The sequence below is a fragment of the Campylobacter majalis genome (genome assembly GCF_905120465.1).
Taxonomy (GTDB): Bacteria; Campylobacterota; Campylobacteria; order Campylobacterales; family Campylobacteraceae; genus Campylobacter_A; species Campylobacter_A majalis.
Map to the genome: position 1 here is coordinate 75,276 of NZ_CAJHOF010000001.1, position 23,642 is coordinate 98,917.

Here is a 23,642-nt window from a genome sequence, read left to right on the forward strand (position 1 = left end):
TTAAGAGTATTTAAACGCCACAAAGCTCATAAAATTTCCCCACTTAAACACGCTTTCAACCCTGCTAAAACCAGCATCAAGTATCAATGTCTTATTTTCATCTTCGGTATATGGTATCAACACATTTTCAAGCGCTTCACGCTTTTGTGCGATCTCATAGCGCGAATAACCCTGCTTTTGTTTGTAGTCTTCATATATTTGTATCATTTGTTTTGCAAAAATTTTATCATCGTAAATAATTTTTTCACTAAATACAAAAACGCCATCATCATTTAAACTATTAAAAATTTTACTAACGAACTCAGCCCTTTTAATAGGACGGATAAATTGCAAAGTATAATTTAGTATCACTGCATCATAACCAAAAAACTCATGCGTTAAAATGTCATCTTGTATCAACCTAATATCAGCCCCATATGCTTTTGATTTAGCACTTGCATTTGATATCATGGCGTCTGAATTATCAACTCCAACTAGTTTTAAGTCATTTCTAAGCCTAAAAAGAGACAACAATGTACTTGCAGTAGAGCAACCAAGATCAATTACTCTAGCATTTTCTTTTAGTCTTTTTGCCAAAATTTCACATATCAAAGATAGCGAAACATCATAATACGGCACCGAACGTGCAATCATATCATCAAATACGCTTGCCACCGATGCATCAAATTCAAACTGCTTTTTTATGGGTTTTTTAAAAATTTCATCTTTCATATATTTAGCTCACAAAATCCAGTATATTCAGCTGCTTTTTTAATATCATCATAAATTTGTATTTTTAACTTTTCAAGAGTATCAAAGTGCATATTTTGTCTAATTTTTTCAATAAAACATACAGATACTATGCGTGGCGTTTGTGTTATATTCTCATTTATGATATGAGTTTCTATACTAAATTTATTATCTGTGCTTATTCGGTTACCAACAAATGTAACAGAGGCATATGTTTTATAGCCAATTTTTGTGCGACTTGCATAAACGCCTGGTGCCGGAGTTAAATAGCCTAAAAATTCTAAATTTAGCGTCGGCACAAGCTCATTTTTGCCTATACCTTGCCCTTTTACCACAATGCCTTCAGTTGAATACTCACGACCAAGCAAACGATTTGCCATAGTGATATTGCCTTGTTTAATATACTCTCGTATGCTACTGCTATGCACCCCAACGCCCTCATAGCAATACTCAGGCACGATCACCACCTCGCCGCAAAAAAGACTTTTTAAATCGTATTTATCCCATGCTCTACCACGCCCAAACCTAAAATCATATCCAACAACAATCTTGTTTAAATTTTTAAAATCATGCATTAAAAGCTCGACAAAATCCGGACCACTAAGAGCTTTTATCTCTTCAAATTCATAGATAAAACAGGGGTAGTTTGAGTATTCAGCCCTTTTTAATCTAGGCGTAATATTTGCCATATTTTTATCAACAACAACTAAACCGCCGTATATGCCAAGCTGCTTTAAAAGCTGCTTATGTCCCCTATGCACTCCGTCAAAATGCCCTATTGCGATTGCGTTAATATTATGCTTTGTTAAAAGCGTAGAAAAACTCGGCATTTCCTTCCTTTCCCTTTATCTGGCTTTGTGCTTGTTGTTTTAAAATCCAACCAAGTTTTGCACACTCTAGTAAAAAAGGCTTCGTCGCATCAGATATAGCCTTTGTGTCGCTAACTACGCCTTTTTTATTACGTTTAACCTCTCGTCCAACCTCAAATTGTGGCTTAAATAGTATGATTATAGTGGCATTTTTACTAGCTAAATTGTCTAAAATTTTAAGCAATCCAACAACCGATATAAAGCTTACATCACATGTAATTAAATCAAATTTCTTATCGCAAGTAAAATTTCTAATATCTTGATTTTCATAGATTTGCACCCTATTATCATTTCGCAAACTATCATCTAGTTGATTACTGCCAACATCCACACCAATCACGCTATTTACGCCATTTTTTAATAAAATTTGCATAAATCCACCAGTACTTGAGCCAACATCTAACGCATCTAAACCAGCTACATCTATCTTAGTTTCAAATAAAAACGAACGAAGCTTTAAAGCCGCTCTGCCTACAAAAATCTCATCTAACAAGGCCACATCGCCACTATCATACTCGTCACTAAGCTTAGCTACTAGTCTCTCATCTATAAGAACCTTTTGGTTTTTAATTAGCTCACTTGCTTTATTTCGGCTGATATTTAAAGCATTTGCAACATATAAATCAGCTCTCAAAATAAGCTCTCCTGCTCTTTTTTATCTATTAAAATTTCAGCTAGTTTGTTATACTCGCTCTCATCTATCACTCTCACGCCAAGCTCATTTGCTTTTTCAAGCTTACTTCCAGCCTCATTACCAGCTAATACAAAATCTGTCTTTTTAGACACAGATGAGCTAATCTTTGCCCCCATACTCTCAAGCTCAGCCTTAAACTCATCTCTACTTTTACTAAGCGTTCCGGTTATAACTACAGTTTTGCCACTAAAGACACTCTGTTTTATCTCGGTTTTTTTAGCCACTGGCTTTACAATATCAATCAAATCTAAAATTTCAACCCTATTTACCTGCAAAAAATCAATTAAACTATTTGCCATTTCAGTGCCAAATCCATCTAAACTAGCTACATCATCATAGCTTACATCTATCCAGTTTTGCCCAAAACTACTAGCTATTTTCTTAGCTGCAACCTCGCCTATATGCTCACAACCAAGCCCATTTATAAATCTCCAAAGCTCACAGCCTTTGCTATTGTTAATAGCGTTTAAAAGATTGGCAACCTTTTTATCCTTAAATCCATCCAAGCCCAAAAGCGAAGCCTCATCTAAAAAGTATATATCATATACACGCTTAATAAGTCCATTTTCATACAAGCTCGTCACTATCGCTTCGCCAAGTCCGTCTATATTTAAGCACTTTTTAGAACAGTAATAAATTATCGAGTTTAAAACCCTTGCTTTGCAGTTTAAATTCTGACACTTAATATACACGCCCTCATCCAACAAATGAGAACCACACTCAGGGCAATGCGTCGGACGAGATATTTTAGTTTGTGTGCCATCACGCCTAGCTTCATAAACGCTTGTGATTTTAGGTATAACATCTCCTGAACGTATCACTCCTACATAATCGCCTTTTTGCACACCCAAACGTGAAATTTCATCAAAATTATGAAGTGTTACCGATTTTACCCTAGCACCATCTATCACAACCTCATCTAAAACCCCAACAGGCGTCACCACACCACTTCGCCCAACCTGCAAAGCCACATCGATAAGCCTAGTAGTTTGCTCTTGTGCTGGAAATTTATACGCTACCATAAATTTTGGAAACTTAACCGTATATCCAAGCTCATCACATCCACTAAGCTCATCAACTCGCACAACCATGCCATCCATTGAGATAGGCTTATCATCGCGTTGCTTTAAAAGCTCACTATAAGCTGATAAAATTTCACTCTCGTTTAGACAAATTTTAAAAAACTCATCATAATAAAAACCAAGCGATTTTACAAACTGAATTATTTGGCTGTGTTTTTCAAAACCAAGCTCATGTTCGCCAACCCCCCACGGCACAAAAAGCAATCTTCTAGACGCCGTAACGCTACTATCAAGCTGTCTTAAACTACCAGCGGCTGCGTTTCTAGGATTTGCCAAAGTTGGCTCACCACGACTTATTTTATCTGCGTTTATAGCCTCAAAATCAGCCTTTGTTATCACAACTTCACCTCGAATTTCTATGCGATTTGCGTATGAAATTTTAAGCGGTATGGATTTTATAACTCGTGCATTTTGAGTGACATCCTCGCCAGTTACACCATCTCCGCGTGTAATAGCACGAACTAAAACGCCATTTTCATAGAGCAAATTTAAACTAGCCCCATCAAATTTTGGTTCGACTACAAAGCTAAATCTTGACTTATCTCCTCGTGCAATCCACGCTTTAAGCTCATAGCTATCAAAAATATCTTCCATGCTCCACATCTGTTTAATATGTGTTGCTTTGCTAAATTTTTCACTTACTGCACCGCCTATTTTATGACTTGGTGAAAATAGCGAAATTTCGCTTGGATTTTTACTCTCATACTCCAAAAGTGCATGATAAAGCTCATCGTATTCAGCATCACTAGCTATTGGAGCATCGTCGGTGTAATAGGCCTTTGCCCACTCATTTAACGTCTCTACCGCCTTTTCATAGGCTTGTTTGTTTGAAATTTTTACCATAAATTTGCCTTTTGATATGCACTGTGTAACGCAAACATCTGCTTATGCTCGCTAACATCATGAGTGCGTATGATACTAGCACCGTTTTCAAAAGCCTTTAAGTGTAGATAAAGCGAACCAGAAAGACGCTCATGCACTTCACTTTTAAAATAGTGATTTATCAGCGATTTTCTACTCGCACCAACCAGCAAATCGCATTGAAATTTTAAAAAATGTTTTAAGTGTTTTATTAATAATAAATTTTGTTCAGCCGTCTTACCAAATCCAATGCCTACATCAATCACGATATGTTTAGCACCCAAATCTCTTGCTTTTAGCACTTTATGTTCAAAAAAATCAGAAATCTCAGCCAGCAAATCATCATAGTGTGGATTTATCTGCATTGTGGCTGGATCGTTTTGCATATGCATCATGCAAAGCTCACAATCATATTTTTTTGCAAGTAGTGCTAAATTTTCATTTGCACTGATGTCGTTAATCATTTTAAAGCCGTGATTTAGTGCAAATTCTAAACAATACTCATCAAAGCTATCAAGGCTAAATTTAACCTTTTTATCTAATCCATGAGCGTTGATTTGTAAAATCACATCTTTTATGCGTCTAAACTCCTCGTCTCGCCCAACATAAACACTTCCAGGGCGTGAGCTAACTCCACCTATATCGATATAATCAGCACCATCATCTATCATCTTATTTATACACAAAAGTGCATTATCAATATCTATCCTACTACTAGCGTTAAAGCTATCATTGTTGATATTTAAAACACCCATTATTTTTGGATTTTCTGGTTTATTAAATGAAATTTCTAAAAATTTTGCTAAATTTTTAAGTCCAAAATCTTGCAATTTCTCTTTTTTGCTAAGTTTTTTTAGCTGTGCGTCTGTGCCTATTAAAAGAGCGTTTGAGCTAGTATCAAGCCCAAAAATCGTATCTTTGTGTGTTACAAGCTCCGCTCCAACGCTAATAGCGTCTTGTTTTAAGATATTTGCAGCAGGGGATTTTATATCCTTAATATAAACAAAGCTTAGGCTTGATTTTTCACGCATCAAATTTATCCCTGCCACGCTTACACCAACGCTTTTGCAAATCACATCAAAATCTGATTTTTCATTTATATTGTAAAATTTCAACCAATCCCCTTTTTAAAACGCAAGTTTAAAATTTAAACTCTACTTTTTTTAAGTATTGTTAGAAAAATAGGCACTAATAAATTAACCGCTTTTGTGTTTAAATCTGCTAAAACAACCTGATTGTAAAAGTAGCTAAGCTCGTCTTGATTAAATTTAATACCAGCTTCAAGTGCCTCTGAAATTATAGCAATTACAAGCTCTTTTAACTCATTTTTGCCAAGTTCACCTCTATCTTTTGCTTCGATGCTTTGCAAATACTCATAAACATCTTTTAAATCCAGTTGTTTTATGTTTAATCCAGAGCTTAGGCGCTGTTTTTTTTGTGCTTTATTCTCGGTAATCAAACGCGAACGTATAGTAGGCAAAAGCATATTTATACTAGGCACAACCAGCATAAAATATATATTTTTAGGTGGCTCTTCTATGATTTTTAAAAGTCTATTTTGAGCTTCATTTCTATAGCTCTTAGCCATTGCAACGAGTAGCTTTGGCTCGGCTTCAGCGATATAAGCCTCGCAAATCATGGCATTTGCATTTTCTAGCAAAAACTCATCTGAGATGAAAAATTTTACCATGTGTTTATGCTTATCTTCTAGATCGGATTTGACCGCTTCAAAATCGCTTGATATGAGAATTTTACTTATCATTTACAGGCTTATTTGTGCCATTAATGCAGCATCTATACTTTTGTTAAACAGTTTAAATAGCGAAATCAACTTTGTATCTAAACTCTCATCTTTTGAACTTAAAAAAAAGCTATTTTGAACCTGTTCATCAAACAACCACAAATAGCTATCATCATTTAATTTTGCTATTTGTGAACGCTTATCGTTGCTTTTGCCAATATAAAAATACATATACCCATTACCAAAAGCCAAAGAAAGCATATCATCAAGCAGCATCATCTCATCTTTTGAGTTTATACTATCAAGTGCCGGATAAAACGAACGCAAACTTACAAATGGCAATATAGGGCGAGTATTTTGAGAGTTATTAATATTTGATAATATATACGTCTCAAACCACGCTCTTTCATCATCTGTAATAATTACAAATGTCCCACCATTTAGTAAATGCCTTAGACGTGGTGCAAGCAAAAGTGTCCATTCTACTCTTTTTGCCTCCATCCAGCTCATACTCAAACCCTCGGTGCGTATGGCATCGAGCGTCCATTTCATAAATTCTTGCATTATTTATCTAGCTCGTATGCATCGTGAAGCACTCTAACAGCCAACTCAGCATATTTTTGATCCACAACTACTGATAATTTTATCTCGCTTGTTGAGATCATTTGGATATTTATGCCTTCACGTGCTAGTGTATCAAACGCAGTGCAAGCAACTCCACTATGGCTCTTCATGCCAACGCCAATGATTGAAATTTTAACTATAGCATCATCATATTCTATATTTTTTGCAGCAGAAAGTTTTGACATAGTGTCTTTAGCTATTTCTAGTTCATTTTGTGGCACAGTAAAGCCTAAATTTGTCGTGCCATCAACGCCTACGTTTTGAATTATCATATCTACATTTATATTTTTGTCAGCAAGAGCATTAAAAATTTCAGCAGCAATACCTGGCTTGTCTATCACTCCTCTTAAAGTAACTCTTGCTTGATTTTTATCTAGTGCTATTCCACTTACTAAAACTTTTTCCATATTTTCTTCTCCTACTATTTGTGTTCCTTCGTTGTGATTAAAACTGCTTCTTGTTGTTAGCTTGACGTTTAGTTTTTTTGCAAGTTCTACTGAGCGAGTTTGTAATACCTTAGCTCCTGCACTTGCAAGTTCAAGCATCTCTTCATAGCTTATTTTTTCTAGCTTTTTTGCACGTTTTTCTATGCGTGGATCTGTAGTATATACACCATCAACATCTGTAAAAATTTCACACAAATCAGCGTTTAAAGCTCCAGCTAAAGCAACTGCACTAAGGTCGCTTCCACCGCGTCCAAGCGTAGTGATATCGCCATCAGCCGTCACCCCCTGAAATCCAGCCACAACTACTATTTTGCCATCTTTTAATTCTCTTTTAAGTCTTGTCGTGTCTATGTGAGTAATTCTTGCTTTTGTATGAACGTTATCAGTATACATCCCAGCCATAGCACCAGTTAATGATACAGCAGGATAACCCATGTCGTTTAAAGCAATCGCCAAAAGCGAACTAGTCACTTGCTCTCCTGAACTAAGCAACATATCCATAGCAGGACCATACGGCTCTTTTGAAAAATGCTCCCCATACTCAACCAATTGATTTGTTACACCACTCATTGCAGATACCACCACAACCACATCTGCACCACTTTGCTTAGTCTCAATTACTCTTTTTGCAGTTGCTTTTATTCTCTCAAGCGTCCCTACACTCGTTCCACCAAATTTTTGAACGACTAGCATTAAAAATATCCTTTCTCTTTAAAATACGCCAAAACCTTGCTATAAATCGGTCTTTTAAAATGATTTAAATCATTAAAAATTCTCTTATACTCTACGAATTTATACTTGCTAAATTCAGGCTCTTTTGTGTTTAAATTTATCTTTGCTCCAGCGTTTAAACGCACCAAAAAATACTTTTGTGTTTGTCCAGCATATGGATACATCTTTTTGCCAGCATTTGGCGGAAAATCGTAGCTAAGCCACTCTGGATACTCAGCCAACACACTTACTTCATCTGTGCCAATCTCCTCTTTTAACTCTCTTAAAAGTGCTTGTTTTGGCGTCTCGCCATCATCTATACCACCCTGCGGAAATTGCCACACATCAGGCAAATCAGTGCGATTTGCAACGAAAATTTCACACTTAAAAGGATAAGTATGAGAAAGCACGACTGCTGCTACATTTGGTCTATATTTTTTTTGCATTTTCTAACCTAAATTTTTGCGAGATTTTAGCTAAAACTACATTATATAGCGTTTAAAATAGGTCTAAATTTTCAGTCAAATTAAATTTGCAACTTTTATTTAAAGATATTAATTTTTGCAATATTATCCAAAAAATCATATTTTTTAATAAATTCTCCCACCCTTTCACTCACTATTTTTAAGCAATTTTATAAATTCCTTTATAAGTTTTGATGATTTTTTATACACAACTGAGAAGCTAAGCTTGAAATTTTCATCATCTATCACATCAAAAAAGCTGATAAAATCCTTTTGCTCATCACTTACACACTCACTAAATCCAAACGCAACGCAAATACCAGAACTAGCCATTGACATAGCTAAATTTATATCTGTTGTGACACAAGCAACATTTGGCTTAAATCCAGCCCTCGCAAATATCTGCTCAAAGCCGGTTTTAAGCCTTATATTATCAGAACCTATGGCAAATTTATCATCCTTAAACTCGCTTAAATCGCACTTTGGATATTTATCATTTGAGTTTGCAGTGATTTTTGAAACCGCTATATGAGTTGAAGGAACGGCGAGTAACGGAGCGTGTTTGGTCACTAGCTCATACTCTAGCTCACTATCTTTTACGCTTTCAAAATGCACCGCATACGCAGCGTCTATAACGCCATCTTTAAGCATTTGCAAAAGCTCAATGTCGGTTTGTGCGTGTATGATTTTAATGTCTGCATTTGCAAATCTTGCGTAAAATGATGGCAGTTTTTTTTCGATAAATTTAAAGCTAAGCGTTGTAACGCCTATGCTTATCTTGCCATTTTTAAGCGATAATAGGTTTCTTATCTCGCTGTTTAGTTCGCTATTTAGCCTTAGTAAATTTTTAGCCTTTAAGATGTATATCTCACCTGCGTAAGTAAGACTAAGCCCGTTTTTTCTATCAAAAAGCAAAGCCCCTAGTTCGCTCTCTAAAAGCGATACGCTCTTTGATAATGAAGGCTGTGAAACGCCAAGCTTTTCCGCCGCCTTTGTAAAGCTTTTTAGCTCTGCAATAGTTACTGCTATTTGCATATGTCTTAGGCTCATTTTTGCTCCTTTTTATAACTTTTAGTTATGTGATTATATACTATATAACATTTGACTTATACTAAAAAATATTTTATCATTGTAAAAATTTAATCAAAGGAGCAAAAATGCTAGATTTTCAAACGACAGTAAGATCTCGTCAGTCTATAAGGGAATTTTTAGATAAGCCACTTAGCAAGGATGAGATAAATGAAATTTTACTTGATGCGCAGTGGGCACCATCTGCTACAAACACACAGCCTTGGATAACGCATGTCGTCTCAGGACAAAAGACAAAAGAGTTAAAAGAAATTTTAAAAGATAAATGGGCAAAAGGCGAGATAAAAAGCGATTTTCCTTACGATCAGTCACTATTTCCACCCGCTCTTGAAACTCGCATGAGAGCCCTATATAAGTTAATTTATGACGGCTTTGGCGTGGCTAGAGAGGATAAGGAAGGTAGAGCTAGAATGGTGCCGTTAAATTTAGAGTTTTACGGAGCACCACACGCTGCGTTTTTGTTTATGCCCAGCATCGCCGATAATGTCAATGTCGCAGCTGATATGGGTATGTATGCTCAAAATTTTATGCTTTCATGCACGGCTCGTGGATATGGCAGCATACCGCAACTTATCTTTGCGATGTTTGCCGATACCATCAGAAAAGAGCTTGGAGTAAGCGATGAGTTAAAACTACTATTTGGCATATCTTTTGGCTATCCAAACTGGGACGCAAATGTAAATAAAAACCGCACCCAACGAGTACCGCTAAGCGAAAGTGTAACCTTTCACGAGTAAGTAAATTTTGGCTTTTTAGTTTAAAGAGCCAAATTTATCCTAAATTTAAAAAATAATCTTTATATCTTACAAATATTTTAAAACTAAATTTGCTAAAATCAAAACATGCTTTTATATATACATATTCCATTTTGCGATACAAAATGCCCTTATTGTGCCTTTGGTTCAGTGACAGGACAGCATAAATTACACGATGATTACTTTAATGCTTTAGCCTGTGATTTAAACTCGCAAATTTTAAAATTTAAAAATTTAAAAATTAAAAGCGTGTTTATAGGTGGCGGAACACCAAGTGCTGTTAATGCCAAACATTACGATGAAATTTTTAAAATTTTTAAACCGTTTTTAAATAAAAATGCTGAAATAACATGCGAAGCAAACCCAAACTCAGCCGATTTAAAATGGCTAAGCAAGATGAGAAATTTGGGTGTAAATCGCATAAGTTTTGGCACACAAAGCTTTTTTAAAGACAAACTAAAGCTACTTGGCAGAACTCATTTAGCAAGTGATACTTTTATGGCTGTTAAAAACGCCAAAAAAGCTGGTTTTAAAAACATAAATGTAGATTTGATATACTCAACCAAGCTAGATACAAAAAAGCGACTTCGTGAAGAAATAGCACAAATTTCAAAGCTAAAAATCAATCATTGCAGTGCTTATGCTCTAACCTTAGAGCAAGATACGCCGTTTGAAAAAAAATATGAATACAAAAAAGATAGTGCAATACTTGCAAAATTTTTAATAAACGAGTTAAAAAATGCTGGTTTTAAGCAGTATGAAATTTCAAACTTTGGCAAACCATGCAAACACAATATGGGCTATTGGAAAGGCGATGAGTATATCGGTGCTGGAGCGTATTCGGTAGGATTTTACAACTCACAAAGACTATATTCTATTAAGAATTTAAAAGAGTATATAAAAAATCCTTGCAAAAAAGAGATAGAAGCTTTAAGTAAAGATGATTTACGATTAGAGCATATATTTTTAGGGCTTAGAAGCACTATTGGCGTTACAAAGACTACTTTAAATAACGACGAAAAAGCAAAAGCTGAAATTTTAGTAAAATCAAAAAAACTTGATTATAAAAATGGTAAATTTTACACCAGAAATTTCTTGCTTGCTGATGAGTTGGCTCTGTTTATAACACAAAATTAATCTATTTTTTTGTAAAATAACCGTTTATTTTAAGTTAGGATTTAAAATGTTTGGAATGAGTTTGCCAGAGATAATAACCATAGCGGTTATTGCCGTCATAGTACTTGGTCCAGAAAAGCTACCAGAAACCATGATAAATATCGCAAAGATGTTTAAGGCTGTTAAAAAAAGCGTAAATGACGCAAAGGCTAGTTTTGACCAAGAGATGAAAATAGCTGAATTAAAAGAGGACGCTAGAAAATACAAAGAAAACCTTACAAAAACAACTGAAAATGTTCGCAAAAAGCTCACTTTTGAAGAGCTTGATGAGCTAAAAAAAGGCGTAAATGATGTAAAAAGTAGCGTAAGTGACAGTATGGACAGCATAAAAAAAGGCATAGATAGCGTTAAAAATCCAACAAAAGCGATTAAAGACGCTGTGCTAGATAACGATAAAAAAGAGGCGTGATGTTTGAAGAGTTAAAACCCCATATAGTTGAGCTTAGAAAGCGTTTAAGCATTAGCTTTTTAACTGTTATTGTTGCATTTATAGCTTGTTTTACGTTTTGGAATCCTATTTTATCGTGGATGATCGAGCCACTTAAAGCGGTGCTTCCAGAAGGTAGTAATGTCATTTTTACACGCATTGAAGAGCCGCTATTTACAGCGATGAAAGTAGCATTTTTTGCTGGACTTATAGTATCGCTTCCGATTATCTTTTGGCAGTTTTGGCTATTTGTAGCGCCAGGACTATATGATAATGAGAAAAAATACGTTTGGCCTTTTGTTATTTCAGCCACCATGATGTTTTTATGCGGTGCTAGTTTTTGTTACTTTTTTGTCATACCTCTTGGCTTTCAGTTTTTAATAGCATTTGGCGGACAGCTATTTACCGCACTTCCTAGTATAGGTGAATATGTAGGGTTTTTTACAAAGCTTTTAGTGGCATTTGGTATAGCATTTGAGCTTCCTGTGGTAACATTTTTCTTTGCCAAAATTGGACTTATTACAGATGAAACGCTTAAAAACTACTTCCGCCATGCGATAGTTGCTATATTTGTATTTGCGGCAATTGTAACTCCGCCAGATGTGATCTCACAGCTTCTTATGGCGTTTCCATTAGTTGGACTTTACGGCATATCAATACTAATTGCTAAGCGTGTCAATCCAGCAGATGCCGATGATGAGACTAATGATACAAAAACACAAGATAATGAAGCTAACAAAGAACAAAACAAAGATTATGACGTAAAGCAAAAAGATGAGTGATATAAACGCATTATCAAGCTATGACTATCATCTGCCAACAAATCTCATAGCAACAAAGCCTATCATGCCTAAAGGCGAAGCCAAGCTTTTGGTGTATTATAAAAATAGTGGCGAAATAAACCACTTAAAATTTCATAATTTGCCTGAAATTTTACCAGATTGTGCGGTGATTTTTAATGATACGAAGGTTATAAAAGCAAGACTTTTGGGCACAAAACAAAGTGGTGGCAAAAGTGAAATTATGCTAAATCAACCACTTGGTGATGGCAAATTTAGTGCGTATATTAAAGGCAAAGTAAAAGAAAAAAGCATAATCATACTAGATAATGGCATAAAGGCTGAAATTTTAGCACTAAATAATGATGCAACAAGGATTGTGAGATTTATAAAAAATGATAAAATTTTAAACACCGATGAGTGTTTAAAAATGACGCAAGATATAGGGCATATACCACTACCACCTTACATAAAAAGAGACGATAATATAAATGATGAAGAGTGGTATCAAAGCATATTTGCTAAGCATTTAGGAGCCGTTGCTGCACCAACGGCTAGTTTGCATTTTGATGATGAAATACTTAAAAAAATACAAGCCACACACAAAACCGCTCACATTACACTGCATGTTGGAGCTGGGACATTTAAGGGCGTAGATGTCGATGATATAAGAGAGCATAAGATACACTCTGAGTTTTACAATATACCTGATGAAACTATTGAGATTTTAAACTCAGATGTTGAAATTTTAGGCGTTGGAACAACTGTCACTAGAACGGTTGAGCATTATGCTAGAAATAAAATGAAAAGTGGTAAGTGTGATTTGTTTTTAAACCCAAACAACAAACCGATAAAACAAAAATATCTACTTACAAATTTTCACCTACCGAAATCAACTCTAATTATGTTAGTTGCAGCATATGTCGGACTAGACGAAACGATGAGAATATATAAAACAGCAATACAAAATAAGTATCGCTTTTATTCATATGGCGATGCAATGGTAATCTTGTGATGAAATTTAGCCTAGTAAATAGACTAAACTATCTGCTTGAAGCCATATATTATGATGCGTTTGCGACTAAAAATATCGTACTTTTTGAATATGACCCAACATATCCTAGAGTTTTTATGAACGATGTAGGTGGCATAATAAGCTCATTGGAAAATGCTATTAAAGCACACCTTTATGCAACAAACAATAATAAAATTTTAGTTAAATTTAAACTGACAAATTACAATGCCGAGCATGTGTTTTTTAGGATATTTTTTGACGCACAAAATGATATACAAAGCCTTGATGACAGATACATAACTGAGTTGCAAAAAATAGTCAAAAAAAATAACTATCAAATAATAATGGTCGATGATGCAAAAATACATATCAATGTTGCAATGCAACTAAACAAAACAGCAAAAGAACATAAAATACAACTAAAAAACAACTATATCAAAAAATCACACGCTGTAATAGCATATGATGATCGTGATGGTTTTGAGATATTATATAAACAACTTAAACATATTGGCATAGAAGTTAAACAAAAGCATGACTACGCAAATTTAAAAGCACATTTAAGTGATGCCATTTATTGTCCTGATATAATTTTCATACAAAATAGCTACCTTGAAAATCAACAAGAATTTGCCGAAATATTAAATCTGCAAAAATTTAGAAAATTTCAAATAATAGTAATTTACGACAAAGACGAAAAAACTCAAAACAATATAAAAATTCACACAATTGCATTACGCCAACCATATACATATGATATACTTATAGCGGTTTTAAATCTAGCATATCAAAACAAACTTTTGAACAAATTTTAATTATCAATATCTATCTTAGATGTGTTTTCATCAATATTTTGCGTAAATTCCAACGCTAACTCATCATACATATTGCTTGCATACTCATAAAGCTCATCACTAATCTCATCAATGCTATTTTTAAGCGAAACGATATCGCCACAAGCATTTAAATAGCCTAATTTGCACGATTTTAACAAAAACTCAAGCCCTTTTTTGTTTTTGTTTTTTTCATTTACCGTATTGTCTTCAGATGTGCTTACCTCGCCATTTATATACATTATGCCAAGTTCTTCACAACTAAGCTCGTCATTTTGTTCACAACCCTTATAAAATATATCATAAGCCACATTATACTCACCAGCTCTTATAGCATCTAGCCCCTTATCAAACTCATCTATATCAAATGCACAAAGCAATGTAAATACAAAAAATATTATATATTTTTTCATTACATAAAACTCGGTGCATCATTTGAAAATAGTATCAAATCGCCTACTTTTGTATGCTCTATTAGCATTTGTTGCATATTGTTTTTATCCTTTAATATTAAAATTTGTGGTTTATTTAGATACTTAAGCAAAGACTGTGCATTTAACGAGCTTGTAATTATAACCACATCAAATACTTCATTTATAATCTTTGATAAATTTTCATTTAAACTCTCATTTGCCTCTACTATACCAGGCGTCACAAGCACTTTGCGTCCAGCATAGGTGCTTACTAGCTCATAGCTCGCACTCATTCCAGCAAAATTTCCATTAAAGCTATCATCAATTATAACCTTGCCACCAGCATCCATTCGCACAAGTCTATGCTCTACATTTTGCATTTTAGATAAATTTATAGCTATCTTGTCATCATTTATCTTAAGATAGTGTGCTACTTTTATAGCCACGGCTAAATTTTGTGCATTAAATTTACCAAGTATTGGACTTTGATAGTTTTTCCCATCAAGATTAAATCTCAATCCGCTCAAATCAGAAACAACATCACTTAAACAAGCATCATAAATAACACGCTCTTTGCTTTGAACTACTTCAGTTGTGCTGTGTAAAAAAGCCACCTTTAACCTATTTGAATTTAATGCTTCAAGTTTTGTGTTTTTGATATTTTGCATACTTTTAAAATACTCCAAATGCTGCTCACCTATCTCACCAACAACAACAATTTGAGGATTTAAAAAGGTTGAAATTTCATCTATATCACCCCTTAATCTAGCTCCTGCTTCAGCCACATATATCTGCGTATCTGGCGTAATATTTTCATTTATATCTTTAATAAGTCCAACAAGTGTATTTACACTTCGCGGAGTTTTATAGGCAATAAAATCATCTTTTATTAGCTCATAAATAAAATTTTTAATACTAGTTTTTCCGTAACTTGCAGTTATTAAAATAATAACTAAATTCTTACAACTTTCAAGCTTTCTTTTTGCCCTATTTTTATAGCTTAATGCCAAAAATTTCTCATATAAATGCGATAAAATCAAACTTATAAAAATTGGCAAAATTATATTGCCTGCATAAGAGTTAAATTTAAAATAATAAATCGCATAATAGCTAATCAATGCAAAAAATAAAATCAGAAAAAACCGCTTAATCCGTGCCGTAAAAACTAGCTTTTTATCGAGTTTTTTGTGCCAAAGATAGAGTGAAGGCAAGTAGGCAAAATAAAAATATATATAAAAAAACTCGCGTGTTGTATAGTATAAAACTACTGGCAAAATTACAAACATAACATGCCAAGATGGACGCGTAAAATGAAAAATCACACGATTTAGCCTATATGAAAACCACTGAAAACAGGTTATAATGTAAAAACTCAACGCAAACGCAAAAAACAGTGCAGAAAATGCCAAAAAGTGCGGATAAACTAACGATACTAGCTCTTTCATACGCTTTCAATTCCTTCGCAAATGTCTTGTTTTTGCTTTAAATTTGTCGTTATCTCAAGCTCTTTTTGCACTTGTTTGCTTATAAAATCAGAATGCAATAAGAAAAAGAAGTGATCACCGGCTAATGGATGAAAACTTGAGTTACTAATAAAAGAGTGCATATACTCGCCGCTTTTTAAAGGCGTTGCTTTATCGTTTTCTCCCCAAAATATCATGGTTTTTGACTTTAGCGATTTAAATTTTGAACTAAAATCCTCATCAACAACATTTTTAAGCGTTTCATACATCGTTCTACTCATGCCGCTAACGTCTTTTGTTGCAAAAAATCTATAAAATTTCCCAAAGCCAAAAAACTTTAAAATTTTAAATAAAAAGATTTTCAAACGAACTATAAAAGATTTTTTAACAACTATACCAGCTGAGCTTAGCAAAACTAAATTCCTAGGAGCAATCAAAGTAGCCACTTTGCCCCCAAAACTATGCCCTACTATAATCTCAGGCTCACATCCAAGCTCTTTTAAAAATCTCTTAACAATCTTTGCATAATCAGATGTATGAAGCGGAGTAAAAATATCACTTAAACCAAAGCCTGGCATATCTACATATATGTGCTTGTATCCAACAAAGCCCTTTTCAAAAGCTTTTTTCATAATCTGCTTATTAGCCCCCCAACCATGCAAAAAAAGTATCGATTTTTCGCACTTTGCATTTACAAACTCGTAGCTTATATTGTATGATTTTAAGCCATATTTTACACTTTTAATTGCCATTTAAATCGCCTTTTTTAGCGACATAAATGCTTTGCAAAATCTCAACCGCTTGTGCTAGTCTCTCATACTCTGCCATATTTAATAAAACAGCTTCAAATTTATTATTTTTAACTATTACAGCTCGTTTATTATCGCCTGTGCTAACTTTATTTAAGATACTACTAAAATTTCTAGCAACCTCAGTTGCTGTGAAAATTTCATCTTTGCTAAATGCTACCATATTCACTCTTTACATAAAATTTTACGCATAATTTAACATATTTTATATTATAAAAGCGTTAAACTTTACCGCCTTTTGAATGTGTTATGGATGTTAAAAATTCATATTTAACGCTTAATTTTTTCTGTTTTGGTAAAGAATTTGCAAGAGCATCTAAAACGCTTCTAAAATCATCAAACAGATAATTTGCCATGCTTCCTGGGTTTGGATTAACCTCGTTTAAATACACCTCGCCATCAATCACGAAAAAATCACAACGTATCAATGCACCATCAAATCCACAATCATAAATTTTTGCAAAAGCATCTTTTAGTTTAAGCTCTAGCTCTGTTGAAATTTCAGCCCTAGCAACCCTTTTATCATTTGAAAAACTTAGATATTTTTGATCAAAATCAAGCATTTGATCTTTCTTAGGCTCTTCAACTATAGAATAAATATACTCACCATCAGCCCTACAACCAGCCAAATTATACTCTTTAACGCCACTTATAAAAGGCTCTATTAATACCTCATTATCAAACTCAAAAGCCACATCTAGAGCATATTGCAACTCATCTTCGCTATTTACCACGCTTACACCTATTGAGCTACCAAGTCTTAGGGGTTTTAGGATAAATGGATATGGTATATTAATCTTATCATCTCGTTTTATGGTTTGATACTTAAGTGTTTTAACACCGGCTTTTAGTGCCAAGTATTTTGTAAGCTCTTTACTAAAACTAAGCACGCCGGCCTCAAGTCTAGGACCTATAAATTTAACCCCATAAAACTCAAGCAATCCAGCAATTCTGCCATCTTCTCCGTCCATACCATGAATCATATTAATATACACATCAACGTCTTGCTTTTTAATACCAAATATCGAATGTGTATAAAAACCACCTTTTGACAAAAAGAGCTTTTTTGCACTTTTATACTCACGTTTAGCAAAGTAATTTGCTCTCATATTTTTTGGCTCAATTAGATAAAAATTTCTTTCATCATCGCAAAAAATATATTTCATTTCATTTTTTATAACATTTTTTAGCACAATAGCACTTACTATGCTTATCTCATGCTCATAACTTTTTGCTCCAAATATCACTGCGTATTTCATTATTTTAATCCTAGCTTAATTTTTTAAGTGCTTCTTTTATAAGATCGGCTGTATTATTTGAGTTGCACTCACTTAAAATTTTATATATTTTTTCTCGTTTAAATCCAAGACTTTCAAGTGCCATCATGGCTTCATTTTGATGCTCATTAACACTTACATCAGTTATCAGTTTTGCATCGCTTAACTCAGCTATTATTCGTCGTGCCGTTTTTACACCTATTCCAGGGACTTTTTGCAGGGTTGTTGCATCACCGTTTATAACAGCTGAACTAAATGATTGTGAGCTTAAAGATGAGCATACCGCCATAGCCGTAGCAGCACCTATTCCACTTAGTTTTATCAACATTTCAAACATTTTTTGCTCCGCAACATCGATAAAACCATACAATAAATTTGCATCTTCTCTTATGATTTGCGTTATATTTAGCTCAATATTTTGCCCTTTTTCTAATCTAGCTGCACAAAATAGCGACACAAATACGCCGTAACTAACGCCACTAGCAGTTTTTAGTATCACAAACGCTGGTTCTTTTTTGCTTATTATGCCTTCAATTGCTTTAATCAACTATCTTCCTTTAATTTTGGCAATAAATTTAAATCATTTGATTTTCGTATCTCATATTTTATCTCGCCATCATCATTTATTTTAGCCAATTTCATAACTCTTGCCATTTCATTTTGCTTAGTTAAATAAGACACCTCTGTTGGCGGATCCACTAGTATAAATTTTACCTCATTTAATTCAAGCCAATTGCTTCTATTTACCACTTTGGCTGACAAAATTCCATTTTGCATGATATCTAGCTCAGTTTTTAAATCATTTAGCTCAAATTTTATAGAGTTGTACTCTCTAAGCAGTGCATTATACTCACCAACTAACTGCTGATACTCTTTTAGCTTTTTCATAAAAGTTACTGGAGGTATGACGTTTGATTTTGATAACTCTTCAATTTTGGCTTTTATGGCATAGACTGAATCTTTGTTACTGTCTATAACGTGCTTATGTTTTTCTAAAATTTTTGGCATTTTTTGCATTTTGTCTTCTATTTCATTCATGCGTTTTACATGCCCTTCTACATCATAGCCCTTATCCTGCATCATACTAGCATCAATTATAAATTTATTATTCATTCCACGCAAAAATTTCACATCTATTAACTCTAATGCCTTGATTGTGCAATTTGAACCAAGAGTCTCAATAGTGATCTTATCAGCCGTGATAGAACCGCCAACTACGCTTTTTATAACGACATTTTTTGCAACTACTGTTCCACCCTCTAATCTATCTATGCGAACCTCATCAGCCTCCACATAGCCTATATGAACTGCTATTTCAGCATCTTTTGCTTTTATGTTTGCCTTAGCATGAGTTTGCCCACCTATTTTGACACGTTCGGCTACAACTTTGGCATTTGCTGCTACACTTCCTTTAACACTTACTTCCTTTGCTTCAACAACAACACCAGAACCAATGGCATCTTTAAATATATCATCTTCTTTAATTACAATACTGACATTTGAGTTCATTTCTGTTTTAATTGAGCCTGTTTGACGAAAACTAACCTCTGTAACCTCAAGCTCATCTTTTATATCAAAAACGCCTTTTTCTTCGCTAACAAATCCAGCCTTTTTAGCTATAAATTTTATAGTTTTATCATCTTCTAAACGCTGTATATTTTCGCTTATATTTATCTCTTTTAATGCTTCTTCCTTAGGATCTTGTGTCTTTAAAAACTCACCTCTTACATTTCTGCCGTTGCCACCTGCTTTTGGTTTAATATACTCTATTATTATCTCATCTACAACAACCCCAAGCACATAGCCACGTGCGGCATGATCGATTTTGTCATTTTTGTCTATATTGTTTATTTTGTTTTTATATCTATATATTAATTCAGAATCAACAGCAGGACGAGGATCTACCCCTATGGTGACATTAAAAGTATAATCAGTATCTATCATCTCTTTTATACGAAGCACAGAAGAGACACGAGTTAAAGTCTGCCTTAAATCATAATCTCTTATGCCTATCAAAATTCCAACCCTAATAAGCTGTTTTGCAATATACTCATAAAGCAAATTATCATAACCAGTCTCATAAGTAGCATCACGAGAGGCAGATATAGTAGCGACAACTTTTGTCAATGAGTTGTTTGCACCGATATTTATGCGTGGTAAAACTGGTTTTGGAACACGTCTAGTATCATAATACTCAACATGATAGGTTTGCTCTATGTTAAGTGTCGGATCTAGATAAAATTCTCTATCATCAAATATCTTAAGTTTATCTTTGCTTAGCTCGATTGGATTTGGGTTTTTTTCATTTGTATAGGATGTAGTAAAATCAATAAGTCTAAAGTCTATAAATTCTGCACTAACGCCACTACTTTTACTTAGCTCTTTTATGTCTTGGTGTGGGGTTTTAGTATCAGCATGTATTGGAGTAAAATATACTATCTCGCTCATCTTTTTCCTATATCTTTTTTAAAGTCATTATTATTTCACAATTTTCATTAAATTTCGGTTATAACTATTTTTAAAGATATTTTTTGATAGCATTTTGATTTCATTTAAGGTAAATATATGTTTATTAAAGGCTTTTTTTCAAACGCTTCAGGTATTGTTTTTTCGAGAATTTTAGGACTTGTTAGAGATATTTTAACCGCCTTGATTTTGGGTGCTGGGATATTTAGTGATCTATTTTTCATAGCGTTTAAACTACCTAATTTATTCAGGAGAATTTTTGCAGAGGGTGCATTTACTCAGGCTTTTTTGCCAAATTTTACAAAATCCAGCAAAAAAGCACTATTTAGTGCTGAAATTTTCATAAAATTTCTGATATTCATAAGTTTTTTAACACTTTTAGTTAATCTTTTCACGCCACAATTTATCAAGCTAATAGCAACTGGGCTTAGCCAAAACGATATACAAAACGCCATACCGCTTGTTCAAATAAATTTTTACTATCTAGCACTAATTTATGTAGTGACATTTTTAGGCTCACTTTTGCAATACCGCGGACATTTTGCAACCACAGCCTTCTCAACTGCACTCTTAAACATCTCCATGATTTTATCGCTTTTGTTAGCCAAAGGCAAAGAGCAAAGCGAAGTTGCGATGTATTTAAGCTGTGGGGTAGTTTTGGGTGGTATTTTGCAGGTCTTTACACACTTAATTGCGTTAAAATTTAAAGGGTTAAACAAACTATTTTTTGGTGGTATTAAAGGCTATATTAAAGGCAAAAAGACAAAAATAAAGGGCTTTTTTGTAAATTTTTATCACGGACTTCTTGGCTCATCAGCTATGCAAATAGGTGCCTTTATGGATACATGGTTGGCGTCATTTTTGGTATCTGGAAGCATAAGTTATATGTTTTATGCAAATCGTATCTTTCAACTTCCATTAGCAGTATTTGCAATTGCACTTGCTCAAGCACTATTTCCAAAAATCACAAAATTAATTAAAAATAACGACGAGAAAAACGCACTAATCCAAACAAAAAAAAGCTTTAATCTACTACTAATAACGCTTCTTGCTTCAAGCGTAGGCGGAATAATACTGGCTGAGCCAATAGTATGGTTGTTGTTTGAACGCGGAGAATTTAGCAAAGCCGATACTATAGCTACAGCACTGGTTTTATCAGGGTATTTAATAGGGCTTGTGCCATTTGGCATGGCTAAGCTGTTTTCGCTATGGGTTTATGCAAATTTAAAGCAAAAATTAGCGTCAAAAATCGCCATTATCTCACTTGGCTTTAACTTAATTATGGCTGTAATTTTAATGCAATATTACGGTGCGTTTGGTCTAGCGTTAGCATCATCAATGGGAGGATTTTTACAGCTTGGTTTATACATCAAAGAATTTGGCTATAAGCGATTTTTGAGTATAATTGAGTTAAAATTTTTACTTCTTACGCTTGTAATTATAGTGTTTGAAATCATCGTGCTTTTAAATTTAAAGGAAATATTAGATGTTTATTTATGATAGCGTTAAAAAACAAAAACTTAAACTTAATCCAGAAGGCGACGTAGTTCGCATATATCTTTGCGGTCCAACCGTATATGATGATGCACACCTTGGACATGCAAAATCAGCAATTAGCTTTGACATGCTTAGACGCACACTAATCGCACTAGGATATAAGGTAAAATTTGTAAGAAACTACACCGATATAGATGATAAAATTTTAAAAAAGATGAGCGAAACTGGCAAAAGTATGCAAGATATAACATCTTATTACATAACTAGCTATGAAAATGATATGAAAGCACTTAATGTCTTAGAGCCTGACATAAAACCAAAAGCAACAGAGTATGTTACGCATATGATTGAGTATATAAACAATCTTATTAAAAATGACTATGCATATATCCTTGATGATGGGGTATATTTTGATACTTCAAAAGATGAAAAATATCTAAGCATCAGCAACAAAACAGATGATGAGCAAACTCAAGCAAGAGTAGAAAATAATCAAAACAAACGCGACAAAAAGGACTTTGTGCTATGGAAATTTGATGAAAATTTCTACGAAGCAAATTTTGGCAAAGGAAGACCAGGATGGCATTCAGAGTGCGTTGTGATGATAAAGAATTTACTTGATAATAACACACAATACCTAACAGACATACACGCTGGTGGATCTGATTTGCTCTTTCCACATCATGAAAATGAAGCCACACAATGCAGATGTAGCGAAAAACATGAACTAAGCAAATACTGGATGCACAACGGCTTTATACAGATAAATAACGAAAAAATGAGCAAAAGTTTAAATAACAGCTTTTTTGTAAAAGATACGTTAAAATCACATCATGCCGAAGTGCTTAGATTTTATTTGCTTAGCGTTCATTATAGGGCAAATTTCAACTACTCATATGATGACTTACAAGCTTCAAAAAAACGTTTGGATAAAATTTATAGACTAAAAAAGAGAGTTTATGGAGTAAAAAAAGGACTTGTTAATCAAAGCTTTAAAGATGAAATTTTAAACGCTTTAAGAGATGATTTAAACACATCAAAAGCCCTAGCCTGTGTAGATGAGTTAGTCGTTAAAGCAAACGATGAGCTTGATAAAAATCCAAAAGACAAAAATATAAAAGGCGAGATTGTAGCAAATTTAGAGTTTTTAAATGAAATTTTAGGCATCGCAATGCTTGATAGTTTTGAGTATTTTCAATTTGGCATAAGTGATGATGAAAAAGCTCGCATTCAAGCCATCATCAACAAACGCAATGAAGCCAAAAAACAAAAAGATTTTGCACTATCAGATGCGTTGCGTGATGAGTTAAGCCAAAAAGGCATAAGTTTAATGGATACTCCAAACGGCACGATGTGGGAGAAGCTATGAGTGAGATAAAAGATGTTGAAATTTTAAACAAAAATGACAATTTTGCAAATAGC

Annotated in this window: 25 protein-coding genes; 8 read left to right on the plus strand and 17 right to left on the minus strand. The window is 33.9% G+C overall.

Annotated elements, in window-relative coordinates; all coding sequences use genetic code 11:
• The 10 genes from cmoA to LQU93_RS00430 form a co-directional block, all read right to left on the minus strand.
• Entirely contained in the window at positions 1–711 is a 711-nt protein-coding gene (gene cmoA, locus LQU93_RS00385; protein WP_229931904.1) for a carboxy-S-adenosyl-L-methionine synthase CmoA, read from the minus strand.
• Positions 708–1,559: a bifunctional riboflavin kinase/FAD synthetase gene (locus LQU93_RS00390; protein WP_229931905.1), complete on the minus strand. Its 852-nt coding sequence runs from the start codon at positions 1,557–1,559 to the stop codon at positions 708–710. Before LQU93_RS00390 ends, cmoA begins: the two co-directional genes overlap by 4 nt.
• The gene (tlyA, locus tag LQU93_RS00395) at positions 1,525–2,232 is read right to left on the minus strand and encodes a 23S rRNA (cytidine-2'-O)-methyltransferase TlyA (protein ID WP_229931906.1); all 708 of its coding nucleotides are present in this window, start codon (positions 2,230–2,232) and stop codon (positions 1,525–1,527) included. Before tlyA ends, LQU93_RS00390 begins: the two co-directional genes overlap by 35 nt.
• Complete coding sequence (gene ligA / locus LQU93_RS00400) at positions 2,229–4,217, minus strand: NAD-dependent DNA ligase LigA (protein WP_229931907.1); 1,989 nt, start codon at positions 4,215–4,217, stop codon at positions 2,229–2,231. The genes tlyA and ligA overlap by 4 nt, the downstream gene beginning before the upstream one ends.
• Positions 4,211–5,350, minus strand: coding sequence for a dihydropteroate synthase (gene folP / locus LQU93_RS00405; protein WP_229931908.1), 1,140 nt, complete (start codon positions 5,348–5,350; stop codon positions 4,211–4,213). The genes ligA and folP overlap by 7 nt, the downstream gene beginning before the upstream one ends.
• A 32-nt stretch (positions 5,351–5,382) precedes the next feature.
• Positions 5,383–5,997, minus strand: a complete 615-nt coding sequence (locus LQU93_RS00410) for a DNA polymerase III subunit delta' (RefSeq protein ID WP_229931909.1) — start codon at positions 5,995–5,997, stop codon at positions 5,383–5,385.
• Positions 5,998–6,540 (minus strand): HobA family DNA replication regulator, encoded by a 543-nt coding sequence (locus LQU93_RS00415; protein WP_229931910.1) that lies wholly within the window; start codon positions 6,538–6,540, stop codon positions 5,998–6,000. It lies immediately after the preceding gene.
• Positions 6,540–7,739, minus strand: a complete 1,200-nt coding sequence (locus LQU93_RS00420) for an aspartate kinase (protein ID WP_229931911.1) — start codon at positions 7,737–7,739, stop codon at positions 6,540–6,542. Before LQU93_RS00420 ends, LQU93_RS00415 begins: the two co-directional genes overlap by 1 nt.
• Positions 7,739–8,203, minus strand: a complete 465-nt coding sequence (locus LQU93_RS00425; protein ID WP_229931912.1) for an RNA pyrophosphohydrolase — start codon at positions 8,201–8,203, stop codon at positions 7,739–7,741. Before LQU93_RS00425 ends, LQU93_RS00420 begins: the two co-directional genes overlap by 1 nt.
• A gap of 165 nt (positions 8,204–8,368) precedes the next feature.
• A complete protein-coding gene (locus LQU93_RS00430; RefSeq protein ID WP_229931913.1) occupies positions 8,369–9,271 on the minus strand; it encodes a LysR family transcriptional regulator in 903 nt (300 codons plus the stop codon).
• 107 nt (positions 9,272–9,378) lie between these two features.
• Here LQU93_RS00430 and LQU93_RS00435 point away from each other — a divergent pair, with 107 nt between their 5' ends.
• The 6 genes from LQU93_RS00435 to LQU93_RS00460 all read left to right on the plus strand — a co-directional run bounded on the left by LQU93_RS00435 (position 9,379) and on the right by LQU93_RS00460 (position 14,277).
• On the plus strand, positions 9,379–10,047 hold the full coding sequence (locus tag LQU93_RS00435) for a nitroreductase (RefSeq protein ID WP_229931914.1): 669 nt from the start codon (positions 9,379–9,381) through the stop codon (positions 10,045–10,047).
• Between the two features lie 105 nt (positions 10,048–10,152).
• On the plus strand, positions 10,153–11,202 hold the full coding sequence (gene hemW, locus LQU93_RS00440) for a radical SAM family heme chaperone HemW (protein ID WP_229931915.1): 1,050 nt from the start codon (positions 10,153–10,155) through the stop codon (positions 11,200–11,202).
• A 46-nt stretch (positions 11,203–11,248) separates the two neighbouring features.
• The gene (gene tatB / locus LQU93_RS00445) at positions 11,249–11,650 is read left to right on the plus strand and encodes a Sec-independent protein translocase protein TatB (RefSeq protein ID WP_229931916.1); all 402 of its coding nucleotides are present in this window, start codon (positions 11,249–11,251) and stop codon (positions 11,648–11,650) included.
• Positions 11,650–12,450 (plus strand): twin-arginine translocase subunit TatC, encoded by an 801-nt coding sequence (gene tatC, locus LQU93_RS00450; RefSeq protein ID WP_229931917.1) that lies wholly within the window; start codon positions 11,650–11,652, stop codon positions 12,448–12,450. Before tatB ends, tatC begins: the two co-directional genes overlap by 1 nt.
• Positions 12,443–13,462 (plus strand): tRNA preQ1(34) S-adenosylmethionine ribosyltransferase-isomerase QueA, encoded by a 1,020-nt coding sequence (queA, locus tag LQU93_RS00455; RefSeq protein ID WP_229931918.1) that lies wholly within the window; start codon positions 12,443–12,445, stop codon positions 13,460–13,462. The genes tatC and queA overlap by 8 nt, the downstream gene beginning before the upstream one ends.
• Positions 13,462–14,277, plus strand: a complete 816-nt coding sequence (locus LQU93_RS00460; protein ID WP_229931919.1) for a hypothetical protein — start codon at positions 13,462–13,464, stop codon at positions 14,275–14,277. Before queA ends, LQU93_RS00460 begins: the two co-directional genes overlap by 1 nt.
• On the opposite strand, the gene LQU93_RS00465 is transcribed toward LQU93_RS00460, so the two are convergent.
• The 7 genes from LQU93_RS00465 to LQU93_RS00495 are packed head-to-tail and all read right to left on the minus strand — an operon-like array spanning position 14,274 to position 20,705.
• Positions 14,274–14,708: an SEL1-like repeat protein gene (locus LQU93_RS00465; protein WP_229931920.1), complete on the minus strand. Its 435-nt coding sequence runs from the start codon at positions 14,706–14,708 to the stop codon at positions 14,274–14,276. The two genes, LQU93_RS00460 and LQU93_RS00465, sit on opposite strands and share 4 nt — an antisense overlap.
• Positions 14,708–16,153 (minus strand): Mur ligase family protein, encoded by a 1,446-nt coding sequence (locus LQU93_RS00470; protein ID WP_229931921.1) that lies wholly within the window; start codon positions 16,151–16,153, stop codon positions 14,708–14,710. Before LQU93_RS00470 ends, LQU93_RS00465 begins: the two co-directional genes overlap by 1 nt.
• Complete coding sequence (locus LQU93_RS00475) at positions 16,150–16,923, minus strand: alpha/beta fold hydrolase (protein ID WP_229931922.1); 774 nt, start codon at positions 16,921–16,923, stop codon at positions 16,150–16,152. The genes LQU93_RS00470 and LQU93_RS00475 overlap by 4 nt, the downstream gene beginning before the upstream one ends.
• Entirely contained in the window at positions 16,913–17,143 is a 231-nt protein-coding gene (locus LQU93_RS00480) for a type II toxin-antitoxin system prevent-host-death family antitoxin (protein WP_229931923.1), read from the minus strand. Before LQU93_RS00480 ends, LQU93_RS00475 begins: the two co-directional genes overlap by 11 nt.
• Before the next feature lie 58 nt (positions 17,144–17,201).
• Positions 17,202–18,239 (minus strand): D-alanine--D-alanine ligase, encoded by a 1,038-nt coding sequence (locus tag LQU93_RS00485; RefSeq protein ID WP_229931924.1) that lies wholly within the window; start codon positions 18,237–18,239, stop codon positions 17,202–17,204.
• Between the two features lie 10 nt (positions 18,240–18,249).
• Positions 18,250–18,804 carry a Holliday junction branch migration protein RuvA gene (gene ruvA, locus LQU93_RS00490; protein ID WP_229931925.1) on the minus strand — a complete coding sequence of 185 codons (555 nt, stop codon included), beginning with the start codon at positions 18,802–18,804 and terminating at the stop codon, positions 18,250–18,252.
• Positions 18,801–20,705: a flagellar assembly protein A gene (locus LQU93_RS00495; RefSeq protein ID WP_229931926.1), complete on the minus strand. Its 1,905-nt coding sequence runs from the start codon at positions 20,703–20,705 to the stop codon at positions 18,801–18,803. Before LQU93_RS00495 ends, ruvA begins: the two co-directional genes overlap by 4 nt.
• Positions 20,706–20,822: 117 nt before the next feature.
• Between LQU93_RS00495 and murJ the strand changes: the two genes are divergently transcribed.
• Together murJ and cysS are read left to right on the plus strand one after the other, a co-directional pair.
• Positions 20,823–22,223, plus strand: a complete 1,401-nt coding sequence (gene murJ, locus LQU93_RS00500) for a murein biosynthesis integral membrane protein MurJ (protein WP_229931927.1) — start codon at positions 20,823–20,825, stop codon at positions 22,221–22,223.
• Positions 22,210–23,589 carry a cysteine--tRNA ligase gene (gene cysS, locus LQU93_RS00505; RefSeq protein ID WP_229931928.1) on the plus strand — a complete coding sequence of 460 codons (1,380 nt, stop codon included), beginning with the start codon at positions 22,210–22,212 and terminating at the stop codon, positions 23,587–23,589. The genes murJ and cysS overlap by 14 nt, the downstream gene beginning before the upstream one ends.
• Positions 23,590–23,642: the final 53 nt, after the last annotated feature.